Source organism: Methylomonas koyamae, from assembly GCF_001644025.1.
GTDB classification, from domain to species: Bacteria; Pseudomonadota; Gammaproteobacteria; order Methylococcales; family Methylomonadaceae; genus Methylomonas; species Methylomonas koyamae_A.
On sequence record NZ_LUUK01000002.1, the window covers coordinates 33,452 to 46,603 of the forward strand.

Sequence of the window (13,152 nt, forward strand, 5' to 3'; positions counted from 1 at the left end):
AGACTGATTATGCCGCGAATACTGTGACAAAATGAAGACTTTAACCCACCAATCGGCGGATCGGCCCGGCGCGAGCGGTCGGCGTTCTATCCAAATCAAAATCTCGCGGCATACTAGCCGCTGTCAGTTTAGACCCCAGGCCGGGCCATCGCGGGAAAGTTACCGTTCGCTAGCCGGGTTAGACGACGCGAAACGGGCGGTTAGCCTTTAACACCGGCTAGCGTTACACTTCAGCTCGGCCATGAGAATGGCTGCGGAGTGCCTTGGTAGTTTTTTCAGCCGATAGGGGGAGAACATGAGTAACTCTTTAAAATTTAATTTGGACGACCACATACTGGCCGAATTGGTCGAAGTCTGGTTCGCCAAAATGCGCGACGATTTCCGCATTAACCGTTATTTTTACGACCGGCCGATCGCCGACCAGATCGCGTCGTTGAAGAACCTGATGCGCGCATTGCTGGCAAACCAGACCGTCGATCCGGCAACCTTGTCCAGGCTGGCGGACGAGGCGTTTACCGCGGCCTTTGCCCGAGGCAACGCCAAACCGAGTTTAGTCAACAATCGCGATTTCGCGTTTCTAGGCGCGCTGATGAACGGCAATATCGTCGGCGACGACGACGGCACGCCGCGCTTGACCTTGCTTTGCCCGGCGCATTCTCACTTTCTGCGATTGCAGCCGGTGGACGACGTTTACGACGTGGCTTTGGAGCTACTGCAAGCAACGCTGGAGCAATTGAAAATCGCCGATGAGACGGCCGTGCGCCTGATCAATTTCGTCGCGCTGGGCAAAAAGTCGCTGATGGGCAGAGGCGAGCCGATTTTTGACGACGAAGAACATTCCAGCCGTTTCAGTACCCATGGCTAAGCTACGCTTTTAATAGTAACGGCGGCGCTACCCTCGGCAAACTTCAGTCTTGAAGATGTTTTAGCCGCGAACCGTATCTCGATAGCCTGCCGGGTTAAGCCGGTTAGGCGAACGCGGCCCGCGTTTTTATCATCCGCATTGGATTGGTTCACGAAGCGCGTTCCAGCAAGGCGTTACGTGCTTCGGTAATACGAATGAATTGTTCGTGGCTGCCGCCGACATCGGGATGGGTCTTTTGGGCGAGCCGGCGAAACGCGGCTTTAATTTGCGCGGCCTCCAGCACACCTTCGAGCGGCAGGTTCAGGGTCTCCCGATGCCGCTGGTCACCGAGCGTACGGTCCTGCCCCGGATATCGAAAACGGCTCTGATTGTGACGGGCCTGGTACTCGTACAGTCTTTCCTGAGCCGCGCGGCGCAGCTTTAACGATTCCCGGCGCAGCGCCACTTGATCCTCCCGCCATTTTTGCCGGGACATTACCGTACAGGCTTCGAAGTCTATCCAGCCGTTGGCCTCCAACCAGTCAAGATCAAACGGACCGACCATGTCGTACGGTTCCTCCAGCCAAGCGCTCTTACCCAGCGGACCGGCTTCGACTTGGCCGATGGTCACGGTATCCACGATGCCGAGCGAGCCATTCCAAATCACCCAAAGTTCTTCTTCCTCCGGCCACGGATTTTGATGCATGGTCTTTACCTGATTGGCGAATTAACAAGAATGTTTCGGTAAAGCTGCAAGATAAATACCAAGCCGATTGACCTTCGCTGGATGCCCGCCAAACCTGGCTTGACGGCGTTTTAACGCCAATTCGCCGGTTTCGGCATTCCGTACTTAGCCGCCTATCCGGCACCGAAATGCCGACAGACTGTGGGTTTTGAAACAAGCCGGTTGCCGAGGCAAACGGCTGGAGCGAATTCCTGGCGTCGGCACCGCTTAGCCAACGGCACAATGGGCGAAATTGATCGGCCGTCAAAAAACTCGCGGCATAAGACTCGGAACCGAGTTTACGGCGCCACTGAATATTCGGCGGATTACCGTTGGTGTCCTCCGCTTTCCCTTAATAATAAATCGCCAAACGGGAGTCCTTCGAATGGGATTTTAGGATTACGTGCACAGCGGCAAATATACGTCGATTTTTTTTACAGTAGTTTTTTAAAGGGAGTTATCGATAGGAAAAATTCTTTATAAAACAGCCGCCTGCAAGTCAGGCATCAACCGGATTTATTATTGCTTGCCAATTGCCGGTGAAATCCAAAATCGGCTTGATCCGCGAAAAGTTATTCCCACAGTTATTTAAGGAGAAAATCATGCGCCACGCTAATTGGTTAATCTTGGCATTATCCATTCCATGTCTGTCAAACACCGCGCTCGCGGCCTCGGCCTCGGCCTCCGCCGGCGCGTCGCTAGACTGGAGTACGTTTTCGGTTTCCACGATCAGTCTGGGCGCCGGCACGCCGATGCTGACCTGGATAGACAGCAGTTATTCGGCCAGTACCTCGGCCATCACCTCCGGGCCGGATCTTTCACAAACCGATTTTGTGCCTGACTGGGGGACCGGTTCGCTATCGAGCGCCGGTGACTCATCGACTCAGGCATGGGCTGAAATCGCCGCGGACGCCATTTCGGCCAACGCCAGCGACGTGAACCCGACCGGCGGCAGCAGCGCGACCGCCTCGGCGATTCGGCACGGCGAATTCACCGTGTCCGGCAACGGCTTGATTCTGTTTTCGGTGACGTATTCGTTAGCCATCGACTTTTACCCGGATGGCTACTCACCGAGCTCTAACGCGACCGCCAGCGCCACCTTGGGCGCCGCTAAAGCCACCGCATCCAGCAACAGCAACCATCTCGCCTACGAGTTACTGTTCCCGGCGTCCCCGAGTGGCCTTGCGCATTCCGAACGAAAAACCGGTACGCTCTACCTGCCGGTCGTGGTTGCCGACGGCGAGACCTACAGTTTTTACGCCCAAGCGGCTAGCAGCGCGGCAATCGCCGGTTCAACCAACGTCCCCAGCGTACCTTTGCCCGCCGCGGTATGGCCCTTTGTTTCCGGCTTGATCGGCCTGGCCGGTGCTTCGCTAAGCCGACGTCGCATCGCGTAAATCGATTGGATTACCGGAGCGCCTAGCCCGTGTCGTTGGATGCTACGATCCCGGCGAGCCGGGTTATTCCGCCCCTGCCTTGGAAGTCCACCTGTACAACATGGATCGAAGAGGCTGAATGGAATATCCCAACGCCATCGTAAGCTTTACGTGTGGATAGCCATCGAACGGTGCCGGACTGCTCCGGCATACCTTGAAAACCGACGCTGTTGATTGGCGGGCTACCTTGATGCCGACCGCGCTTACCCGCAATGCGTCGGCAAATAGCTGATAATGCCGAACACCGCGCCTTGCGGGTCTTGCAACATACTGAAGCGGCCCAGCTTGGGAATATCCTGCGGCGGCACGCACACGCTGGCACCCAGTGCGGTAGCCCGCGCCACGGTGGCGTCGACATCGTTCACGGTGATGTAACTCCCCCAATGCGGCGGCATGCCGGCCGCGCCGGGCGGAATGGCCATCATCCCGGCCACCGGTTCGCCGTCGAGCTTGGCAACCGAATAATCGACGCCGGGCGGTGCGTTCGGCGCCGGCTCCAGCGTCCAGTCGAACAAGTTGGCATAAAAGTCTTTCGCGGCTGCCGGATCGGTGGTTAACAATTCGCACCAGCTAAATGTACCGTGACGTAACGTGGGATTGCTCATATTGGATTCCTGGATGATGTTTGAAAAAGGAGGCTGAATCTGCCTGAGCCGGAAACATTCGGCACTGATAAATTCTAGCGGCAAAACTAACCCGCATCAGCCACTTTTCATGTACGCCACCAATTGTTCGAAGGCCTTGCCCCAACCGTCCTCGAAACCCATCGCGGCGTGCTGATCGCGGCCGGCGACATCGGCGTGCAACACCGTGGCTTTGTAGAGCGTGCCTTGCGGGTGATCGCTGAGCTCGATAATGCCGGTCATCGCAAAGTCGCCGCAGGCCGCAGGCTCATCCCCGGCGCTGAACCGTTTCGGCCGAAAGCCGGGCAACAACGCATTGGTCCAAACCAAGCGGCGGTTTTCGACGATGTCCAAATAAGTACCGAGATGCGGAAATTCCTCGCCCTCCGGCGAGCGCATCGTGGTCCGAAACGCGCCGCCGGGCTTTAAATCGATTTCGCAGGCCACGGTTTTCCACGGCAGCGGGCAAAACCAGGGCAGCACATGCGCGGGCACGGTCCACGCTTGCCAGATTTTGTCCTTAGGAAGGTCGGTGATGCGTTCGAATGTCAGGTCGAGTCGCGGATCTAAATCGGTCATCGGGTTTCTCCCATTAAAAATATTAAAAAGCGAGGCACGCCGGCCGAACTGGGCTGGCGGTCTCTCAGTCACGGATCTCCGACGCTTCAAGCATCCGCGGCGGCGCGCTCCAGCGTGGCGATGTCGATTTTGCTCATCCGCAGCATGGCCTGCATGACTCTGGCGGCTTTGCCCGAATCGGGGTCGCTAAGCAAGCGGCCGAGCGCGGTTGGCGCGATTTGCCAAGGTACGCCGAACCGGTCGGTCAACCAACCGCATTGGCCGGGCTGACCTTCCGCTGACAGTTTTTCCCAGTAGTCATCGACTTCCTGTTGGGATTCGCAGTTAATGACGAAGGAGATCGCCTGATTGAACGAGAACATCGGCCCGCCGTTCAACGCGACGAAAGCCAGACCGTTCAGCTCGAAGCTGGCGGTCATCAGCGTACCTTCCGGCAACGGCGCCCCGGCAGGGTAGCGGTTGACATTCAGCACCCTGGCCTCTGCAAACACGGACAAGTAGAAATTCATCGCCTGTTCGGCTTGATCGTCGAACCATAAAAACGGTGTGATCGTAGCCATCGTCGTTTCACTCACAATCGCCGTGGCCGGCGAACATCGCGTCCATGCGCGACTGGAATTCGCTAGCCTCGACGTCTTCGACGTGGGTCGCCAACATCCACTGATGGCCAAACGGATCGATCAGCACGCCCATCCGGTCGCCCCAGAACTGATCGGCCGGCGGCATGGCCGGGACGGCGCCGGCCGCGACGGCCTGGGCGAAGCTGGCATCGACATCGTCAACGTACAAATGCAGCTTGACCGCCGTACCGCCCAATTTCGTTGGAGACGTCGAACCGGCGTTCGGATATTCGTCGGAAATCATGAAATGCGAGATGCCGATCGTGAACTCGGCATGGCCGATTTTGCCGCCCGGCATCGTCAGCCGCATGAATTCCAGCGCGCCGAAGGCTTGTTGGTAAAACGTCAACGCCGCCGCGGCGTCTTCGACGGTCAGATAGGGCGTGACGCTTTGGTAACCGTCGGGAATGGGGTTGACTGGCTTGCTCATCGTATGACTCCTGGTTGGGATAAAAGGGTTTGCGTTGACTAGTCGAACCCGCTTGACGGAAATCGACAACACCCGGAAAAAATTTGCGAACGGCTCGTGTCCGACCTGTAAGCCAGGCTGGCGCTCCAAGGCTTGACAAGTCGGTGGGTTGCGGCCACTTTTCAATATCGAGATGCACTTTACGCCATACTCTAACGCGACTGCTATCTCGCCCGGTAATTTAACGATGGAAACCCTAATGACGGTGACGCGCTTGTTGGAAAGTTATTACGCCTACGGACTCAGCGACCCCGGTCTGGCGCGGGCGGCGAACGAGGATGCGATCTCGATAAATGCCGCCGCCGGCTTGTGCTTGCTGGCCGACGGCATGGGCGGGCACGGTCAGGGCGATGTCGCCAGCCGGCAAGTGGTCGCCAGCGTCAACGATTTGATCGGCCGCTATTTGCCGGCCGCCGCCGAGCCATTCGCGCCGAGCTGGTTTGAGCGTTGGTTCAAGCGCCGCGACGGAGCGGATCGGGATAGCCTGGAACGGCAACTGGATTTGCTGGCGGACATAATTAGGGAAGCCAATCGGACCTTATATCGCGACAATCAGGCCCGAGGCGCGGCGGAGGGCTGCGGGATAGGCACCACGCTGGTCGGTTGCCGGTTGACGCGCGGGTCGGCGAAAATGCAGGTTTTTCACGTCGGCGATAGCCGCTTGTATCGGCTGCGCGGCAACGCTTTGCAAGCATTGACCAAGGACCACTCGCTGTACCGGCAGTGGCAGGACACCGGCCGGACCGGCGAAGCGCCGCCCGCCAACCGGCTTTATCAGGCCATCGGCCCCAAGCCGGCGATAGTCCCGGATGTGCAACTGGTGGAGTTTGCCGCCGGCGACAGCTTCCTGCTGTGTTCCGACGGTCTGACCGGCATGCTGGAGGATGGCGAAATCGCGGACCTATTGGGCGGATTAACCCCCGACAATCTGCCGGCCAAGGCCGGTGCGTTGATCGATGCCGCCAACGCCAACGGCGGAACCGACAACATCTCAGTAATTTTGCTGTGCCAATGAGCGTGCGTCATTGCTCGACGAACTTCAACAACACCTGTTTGATCGCGATATTGTCGTCGTTGCTCAAGCGGACCTGATGCCCGACCGCCCGGCCATTCAACCGGATGTGCTTTTTGACGACCGGGGTCAAATAATAATGGTCGCCGAGGCGGATGATTTCGGCGATCAACTTGGGCGTAAACCAGCCGCCCACCCGAACGTTGCATTGCGTCCCCTTGCCGATCGAATAGTAATCCCGGTTTAACAGCAGCTTATTGATGTTGCGGGCCTCGCCGCGCATCAGCAACGCGTAATCGCCGGTTCTTGGCGCATTGCCGGCCGCGCCGGACGCGGGATTCACCAGCAAGGTTCGGTCGAAATCGTCGGCTTGCGTCTGGCCAATACCGCTGTTGGCGGCGTTGGGTTGAGCCACGAATTTTAATTCGTGCTTGCCCAAGGTGATGACGTCGCCGAATTGAAGTCGTTGCCGGCCTTCGATCTTTTTTCCGTTCAAATAAGTGCCGTTGGTGCTGTTCATATCCTCCAACCACCAGGCGTCGCCTTGTTTGGAGATCGCGGCATGCACCAGCGAAACGCCCTTATTGCCAATCGAAACGTGGTTATAGCTGGCCCGGCCGATGCTGCAAGCCTGATCGCCGATTTCGACCACGTTTTGCAGCGAGCTGTTAAAGTAAATCTCGACAAAACTCATGCCTTCGACTCCTCGGATTGAATGACGCAAACGTCACAAGTATTGGCCGGAGTCGCGGAAAAGTCAGTTTTTATTTGTATTGCCTAATGCTTTGTTTCTGGCGAGCAGACACTATTGGTGCATGGCCCCCTAATTCAGCTTCTCCAGCAAGGCGGGCTTGATTTGATCCAGCCAATCCAGAATACGGCTCTTGGTCATTTCTGGTTGGGTATGGTGGTCCAACACCAACCCGACAAATTTACCGTTGACCACGGAGTTGGAATGGGTGAATTGATAGCCCTCCGTGCTCCAGGCACCGACCACTTCGGCACCGTAGCCCGCGACGTAGTGATACAAATGAATCAGGGAACCGGCAAAGCGGGCATAGTACTTTTGCTGATTGCCCAGGCCGAATAGCGCGACACGCTTGCCGGACAGATCGACCTCATCCAAACGGTATAAAAACTCTTCCCAGTTGCCTTCCTCGCTGCCGGTGGTCCGGCCGGGGATTTCGCCGACGCCATAACTCGGCATGCCTAAGATCAAGGCCTTATAGCCGAGCAATTGCCCGACCGTTGCCCGATTAACGTTGACCGGCTCGCTGGCAATCTCATCGCCCAGCACACGGTACATCACTTGCGCCATCATCTCCGTCATGCCTTTTTCGGTCCCGTAGAAAATTCCAATCTTGTTCATCTTCAAACCCCAATTAGCTGTCTACGTTCAGCAAAGCAAAATTTAAACCAGCCTCGGTCTTGGAAGGCTAGTCGCGCCCGCCGGAGACGTTTAAGCCCGGAGATCTTTTAGAATCAAGCGATTGGCGGAGCCGGCGGCCGCTATATCTAAAGCGTCGATTTGCGCTAAGCAAGTGCTGCATGAGGCGATTGCTGGTCATTTTGACAACAATCGATCCGACAGCGGGCTCCGTTTGCGACAAACTTTCGAGAAATAACCGCATTCAAAGACTCGGAAGCAGAGGAACCATAGGAAAATCTAGTGTTCATCGTGTTCCGTCCGGCGGTAAACTATCCGCCCCCGACACCGAGCTCCGGCGTTCAGAGTATCCCCGGAGCAAGCCGCGCATGCCGCCATGACCAATAACGCAATCCTGTACTCCAGTGCCGAACTTCCCGAAAACACTCGCTTCGACGTGTGGCGGGAAACCTTTGCCAAGGAAATGGCCGGATTCGACATGCGGCATTGCGACGTCCGTCCGTTCTATACCAAGGCAAGTTTTCGCGCACTGGGCGCGGTGAGCTTGGCTACTAACCTCAGTACCGCGATGCTTTTCGATAGAAACCAACAAAATATCGCGCACGACGGATTGGATGGCTTCGCGTTGCCGCTCTGCGTGAACGGAAAACTGGAAATAAGCCAAGGTAAGACCCGAATGTTATTGCATCAGGACAGGGCTGCTTTAGTGGATTTCGGTCAGCCTCTGAATGGCGAATTGGCTCCCGCCGCGCCCGGAGACCATCAATTCCAAATGAGTTTGTGCCTACCCCGGAGCGAGTTTTTGTGCCGAGTCCCGAAAGCGGAAAGTCTGCTCATGCGGCCGTTCGAAAACAGGGAAGTACTCACGTTGTTGGTTAATTATCTCCGGATGCTTGATTTGCAAGAGTTGGGACGCGACATCGACCTCAATCGATTGGTTGGTGAACACGTGTTGGACATCGTGGCGTTTTTGTGCGGTAGCTGCAGCCAGGATGATCACGGTTCGATCGGCGTTCGAGCGGCCCGTAAGGCTGCGGTGACGGACTACATCGAAAAACATTTTCGGCAACCCGGCTTGTCGGTGGCCGATATTGCTACCGCCTTGAAAATATCCAAACGCTATTTATATGCCTTACTCAACGAAAACAATGAAAGCGTCACTCAAATTCTCAATCGTCTCCGATTGGAATGTGCCGCGAGAATGTTAACTTCGCCTATTTATCGCCAGCTGAGTATAACCGATATTGCGCTGCACTCAGGATTTAACGATGTTTCCTATTTTTACCGTCAATTTCGTCGCCGATTCGGCGAGACGCCAAACGATTTTCGATCTCGGACTCAGGCGACGCCAAGCAAATCAATCGATAAACCCCGATAAATTTAATAGGCTTTGCTGATAAAATCTTCGTTGAATTGAAATATTGGATCAATATCTACGCGATATTGAACATCCACCATTCAGCGTGACCTGATTCCGAGGAAAGGCTGACTGGATGGTTTAAATCGCATCCAATTTCAATTGAAAAATTGCAATATTATCGAGTTATTTTCCGACGCCATAACTCTCAAAACGTTCGAACGCCATAGCTACATGAACTTCGATGTAGCGTTGGAAAGCGACATCGATTATTTTGCGTATGTGAATAGTGAAATACTCGCTATCGCCATAACAATAGCACTCGAATTTTAAATTCGCCAAAAGTATTGGTCGCGGTTAAACTTCCGGCACAGCGCTGTGATAGCTTACGAACTCAAGGCAATACTCGCTAGTCTCCCTTTCGTCTGGCGGCTCCCATAATCGGTTGGCCAGATCGAAAACCTCGTCGCTGACGACCATGAAAAAGGTGGCGCCTCTCTCGACATTTCGCTGTTGCACTCGCCGGCGTCGGATGTTTTCCGGCGTACTCAGTACAAACACCCGTAAATCAAAGCCGTTTTCGACAATGCGCCGATAAAACGCTTGCCGGTCGGCGCGCTGGATCAAACCTAACTCCAACACAACGTCGATGCCGGAAGCCAATAAGGCGCCAGCGTGCTTCCAAATCAGATTCAATACTCGGTCTTTCCGTTCGAGATACCAGGTTACAACTTCCGCGTCCGGTCTATCCGGACCGAACAGCAACGTGAACCATTCGTCCAGCGCAATATAAATACCATTCGTTTCGGCCGCCAGCGATTTGGAATATGTCGATTTCCCAGCGCCCACCGGACCTTCTATTAAAGATACCTTTGCCATTTTGGCTTAAACGAGTGTTTGAGTCATCGGAATTTTATCGCCTTGGCCCGCCGTTTCACGCAATTGGTAGTTGTCCTCCAGTGTCGGATAACTATCCGACTGCGAAGTCAATTGACTGTGTTCCGATGTAAATTGTCCTGGTAGTAAAGAATTATTTCGATAAATCGGCGTAATATTCGAAAACCCTTGCGAGAAAATGATCGTATTGTCGGCTTGATTGGATTCCTCGAGCAAGCCAATATTGCTATTGGAAAAAATGCCGATTTGCTGATTTTGAAAATGATTATGGTGAATGGAAACGCCTCTAGCCGATTCGACATAAATACATTGATTAATGACATTTCCCGGCGAGCTCGCCGACTCGTCGTTGCTGTTTGCGGTATTTTTATGCAGTTTGGTCAGGAATGCATTATTGGCGATTTCGACCCCGGTCACTTCCGGACTGGCGGCGCTATACCGGGAAACTAAAATTCCGCGCGTGGCGGAGGCCAGCGAATCGCCATTGAGCATCCCCAAATGGTCGCGGGTATACAAGAAGGTATTGTTCAGGATTTTACTCATGGCGCTGCCGAACACGACCACCGCGGCGTCTTGATGCCAGCCTGCTCGGTTGGTGGCGCAATTGTGACAAGCGTTGTTGGTAAATAACAAGCCGTAATGATCGGCGTCGCCCGCCTGATCGCCGCCGTATACCAACGCCGCGCCGCAATCCAAAAAATGATTGGCATCGACGATCGAATTGAAGACGTTATCGTGGCTGCCGCTGATCTTAATCGCCGCCTGACGAATGTTTTTAAAGGTACAACCCTGCCATTTACAATGGCTGCGACCGGCCCATGCGTAACAAGCGGCACTGGAACCCAGCGGTCCGATACGGTCATAGGCGGTATCGGTCGGCAATTCCCACACACAGCCCGAAAATGTGGTGCCAGGCCCCGGAGTGGTTGCGTTCCTGGCACCGAACGAATAGCAATTTTCCAAAACCGCGCCGAAATCGCCGGGCGCGGCATCCTGCATAAACAACGCACCGCCGTAAAAATTTTGGCAATGGGAGATTCTCGCATTGCCGCACCCGTGTAAATAAATGCCGGCGCCAATATTTTCCTCGACGACGAAATTCGTCGAATCGCCCGTAGTGCTTAATCCTACGACTTTGAGCCGCGCGCAGTTTTTAAAGTACAACGCACTACGGGCCGCTTGATTGCCGATGACGGTCTCGTTGCCGACCCGGCTAGTGTCGGCGGAATAGGCGGAATAATCCAACAGACTACCGGGCTCGGCGATGACGTTTAATCGTCTATTCCTTCGATGACCAGCGGTGCGGTCAAGGGGTATCGGCCCGCCGGAATATACACCACCGGTCCGGCCGCTTTACTCGCTTCGGCAAACAAATGCACCAATACCGACGGGCTGGCCTGCTTGTAAATGGTATTGGCCTGGTTAGCGGTTTTAGATAAAGAAAAATAAGGGGTTATTAACATTAGCGGGACCTCGTATAACAGGGTTTCTAGTCGATGGTTCGAATGCTTAGCGCCGGTCTTCAGTTACGCGGGCCATGCGGGGTAACGGGCCGTGTAGCTGACGACAAACAAGATATCGGCGATGGACTCGTCGGCTATCAACTGACTGACTAAACGCCCGTCCGCCAGCCGATCGCTAAGATCCAAATGCCAACGTCCGACCGGCGACTTACCCTGCAACGCCAACCAACTCGCGGCATTGCCGCGCCGGCTGCTGGCGATACCGGCAACCGCCGTCGCCGCACCGCCGACCGATTCGGCATTGCCGTTATCAAGGCCAAGAAATTTGATCGGCAGTTCCGGCAAGACCAAGCCATCCTTACCCACGAAGTACAGCACCAGCTGCGATATCGACACGTCCAGCGCGTTCGCCGGAAAATCACTTTTTGCGATATCCCACTGCACGATATTGGGTGTCGCTGCCTGATCGGCACGATTCAAGTCGTACCAAAGGTCCGGGAATTGATCGCGCAAGCCGAACGAACGGTCGGCACCGAAATCGGTAGGCAGGCTTTGAATGACCTGCTTGCGGTATTGCCAGCTATCCAACGCGGTGTAATCCAACGTGACCAACACGTCGCCGATGGTGGTGAAATCGAAGGGGTTAGCCGCCTTGGGCATGCGCAGTTCCCAAAAGGTATCGACGCCAACCGATTCGAACGGCATCAAAAATTCCGGCTGTTGATTGAGTTCGAATACCCCGGTCGCATTAACCGCGCCGGTCAGCGCTACCGACTGCATCCCGTGATGCACTTCTATCGGCCGAAATCCGCCGTCATCGACAACAATGCGGGAAACACCCAGATTGGTTAACGTAGCGTGAATACCCGTCATCGGCGGGATCAGCGCCACCACGCTGGTGCGAACTTGACGGATCAGACGCAAATAGTGGCCGGGGAAATCCCGATCGAACAACGCCATCGCGGTATTGAAGCGCATAACGCCGCTATCCTTGAAACGTTGAAACTCGATCGGGGAAAGGGCAGCCAGCGAAAACGTTTTGCTCATTTGCAATTTACGGCTGTTGCTCAGGAAGGCATATTGGTCGAGTTCGGTAATATCCTGTAACAACCGAACCGAACCGGTCATACCGCGCTGGTCGCCGGACTGACTGTTACCGCCGTCGCCTGACAATTGCCAGTAATCGGTTTGAATAAATACCGGCAACGCTTGCTGCCGCTCGAAGCGCAACTGAGTTTCGGCTAACCGCGCGGTCGCGGTAGCTTGTTGCAGAAAATATGCGTACACCCGTTGTAAAACTTGAGCCATCCACCGGTAGAGTTCTACGCCGGTAAATTTTTGATTAAGGAAATTCACCATCTGACGCGCATGCTCTTGTTGACTTTCGGCAATCTCCTTATTCATTTTCACGATCTCGAATCGATCCTTTGCCAAATTAACCTGGTTCAGGCTAATGGCCTGATCTTGCTGTGCCGTTGCCAGTTGGTGAGCCCATTCCTGAGCTCTACGGTCGTAGCCGGCCTTAATACCTGCCAACTCGGACGATGCCTTGTCGTATGCGGCTGCCGTGGAGAACACACTGTCCAGAATCGAAAAACTATTTACGCTCGGATTCTTTGTGAAGGAAGCGACCTGCGATGCTACATTAAAAATTCCGGCGATCAACCCCTCGTCTGAAGACGCCTCCAAAAAATTCAGTTGTTCCCGTTCGTTACTATTTAACTCAACTTTAGACATTCAG

At 54.9% G+C, this 13,152-nt stretch carries 15 protein-coding genes; 4 read left to right on the top strand and 11 right to left on the bottom strand.

Annotated features, from left to right (window positions below):
• The first annotated feature begins 295 nt into the window (after nucleotides 1-295).
• On the top strand, nucleotides 296-865 hold the full coding sequence (locus A1355_RS00180; protein WP_064023885.1) for a hypothetical protein: 570 nt from the start codon (nucleotides 296-298) through the stop codon (nucleotides 863-865).
• Nucleotides 866-1,013: 148 nt separating this feature from the next.
• Here the strand turns inward: A1355_RS00180 and A1355_RS00185 are convergent, their stop codons facing one another.
• On the bottom strand, nucleotides 1,014-1,550 hold the full coding sequence (locus tag A1355_RS00185; RefSeq protein WP_064023886.1) for a J domain-containing protein: 537 nt from the start codon (nucleotides 1,548-1,550) through the stop codon (nucleotides 1,014-1,016).
• Between the two features lie 620 nt (nucleotides 1,551-2,170).
• Between A1355_RS00185 and A1355_RS00190 the strand changes: the two genes are divergently transcribed.
• Complete coding sequence (locus A1355_RS00190) at nucleotides 2,171-2,965, top strand: hypothetical protein (protein ID WP_157197678.1); 795 nt, start codon at nucleotides 2,171-2,173, stop codon at nucleotides 2,963-2,965.
• Nucleotides 2,966-3,207: 242 nt separating this feature from the next.
• On the opposite strand, the gene A1355_RS00195 is transcribed toward A1355_RS00190, so the two are convergent.
• The 4 genes from A1355_RS00195 to A1355_RS00210 form a co-directional block, all read right to left on the bottom strand.
• Nucleotides 3,208-3,609: a VOC family protein gene (locus A1355_RS00195; RefSeq protein WP_064023888.1), complete on the bottom strand. Its 402-nt coding sequence runs from the start codon at nucleotides 3,607-3,609 to the stop codon at nucleotides 3,208-3,210.
• A 96-nt stretch (nucleotides 3,610-3,705) separates the two neighbouring features.
• Nucleotides 3,706-4,206: an SRPBCC family protein gene (locus A1355_RS00200; protein WP_064023889.1), complete on the bottom strand. Its 501-nt coding sequence runs from the start codon at nucleotides 4,204-4,206 to the stop codon at nucleotides 3,706-3,708.
• Nucleotides 4,207-4,292: 86 nt separating this feature from the next.
• A complete protein-coding gene (locus A1355_RS00205; RefSeq protein WP_064023890.1) occupies nucleotides 4,293-4,766 on the bottom strand; it encodes a VOC family protein in 474 nt (157 codons plus the stop codon).
• Between the two features lie 7 nt (nucleotides 4,767-4,773).
• Nucleotides 4,774-5,256 carry a VOC family protein gene (locus A1355_RS00210; RefSeq protein WP_064023891.1) on the bottom strand — a complete coding sequence of 161 codons (483 nt, stop codon included), beginning with the start codon at nucleotides 5,254-5,256 and terminating at the stop codon, nucleotides 4,774-4,776.
• A gap of 226 nt (nucleotides 5,257-5,482) precedes the next feature.
• On the opposite strand from A1355_RS00210, the gene A1355_RS00215 reads away from it, so the two are divergent.
• A complete protein-coding gene (locus A1355_RS00215; protein WP_197471664.1) occupies nucleotides 5,483-6,310 on the top strand; it encodes a PP2C family protein-serine/threonine phosphatase in 828 nt (275 codons plus the stop codon).
• Between the two features lie 7 nt (nucleotides 6,311-6,317).
• Here A1355_RS00215 and A1355_RS00220 read toward each other — a convergent pair whose 3' ends face one another.
• Nucleotides 6,318-7,001: an FHA domain-containing protein gene (locus A1355_RS00220; RefSeq protein ID WP_064023893.1), complete on the bottom strand. Its 684-nt coding sequence runs from the start codon at nucleotides 6,999-7,001 to the stop codon at nucleotides 6,318-6,320.
• A gap of 129 nt (nucleotides 7,002-7,130) precedes the next feature.
• Complete coding sequence (locus A1355_RS00225) at nucleotides 7,131-7,676, bottom strand: flavodoxin (protein WP_064023894.1); 546 nt, start codon at nucleotides 7,674-7,676, stop codon at nucleotides 7,131-7,133.
• A 394-nt stretch (nucleotides 7,677-8,070) separates the two neighbouring features.
• On the opposite strand from A1355_RS00225, the gene A1355_RS00230 reads away from it, so the two are divergent.
• Nucleotides 8,071-9,072, top strand: a complete 1,002-nt coding sequence (locus A1355_RS00230) for a helix-turn-helix domain-containing protein (RefSeq protein WP_064023895.1) — start codon at nucleotides 8,071-8,073, stop codon at nucleotides 9,070-9,072.
• A gap of 336 nt (nucleotides 9,073-9,408) precedes the next feature.
• Here the strand turns inward: A1355_RS00230 and A1355_RS00235 are convergent, their stop codons facing one another.
• The 4 genes from A1355_RS00235 to A1355_RS00250 form a co-directional block, all read right to left on the bottom strand.
• Nucleotides 9,409-9,930 carry an AAA family ATPase gene (locus A1355_RS00235; protein WP_064023896.1) on the bottom strand — a complete coding sequence of 174 codons (522 nt, stop codon included), beginning with the start codon at nucleotides 9,928-9,930 and terminating at the stop codon, nucleotides 9,409-9,411.
• 6 nt (nucleotides 9,931-9,936) lie between these two features.
• The gene (locus A1355_RS00240; protein WP_064023897.1) at nucleotides 9,937-11,193 is read right to left on the bottom strand and encodes a right-handed parallel beta-helix repeat-containing protein; all 1,257 of its coding nucleotides are present in this window, start codon (nucleotides 11,191-11,193) and stop codon (nucleotides 9,937-9,939) included.
• Nucleotides 11,194-11,219: 26 nt separating this feature from the next.
• A complete protein-coding gene (locus tag A1355_RS00245; RefSeq protein WP_064023898.1) occupies nucleotides 11,220-11,411 on the bottom strand; it encodes a hypothetical protein in 192 nt (63 codons plus the stop codon).
• Nucleotides 11,412-11,474: 63 nt separating this feature from the next.
• Nucleotides 11,475-12,989, bottom strand: coding sequence for a hypothetical protein (locus A1355_RS00250; protein WP_157197679.1), 1,515 nt, complete (start codon nucleotides 12,987-12,989; stop codon nucleotides 11,475-11,477).
• Nucleotides 12,990-13,152 lie beyond the last annotated feature (163 nt).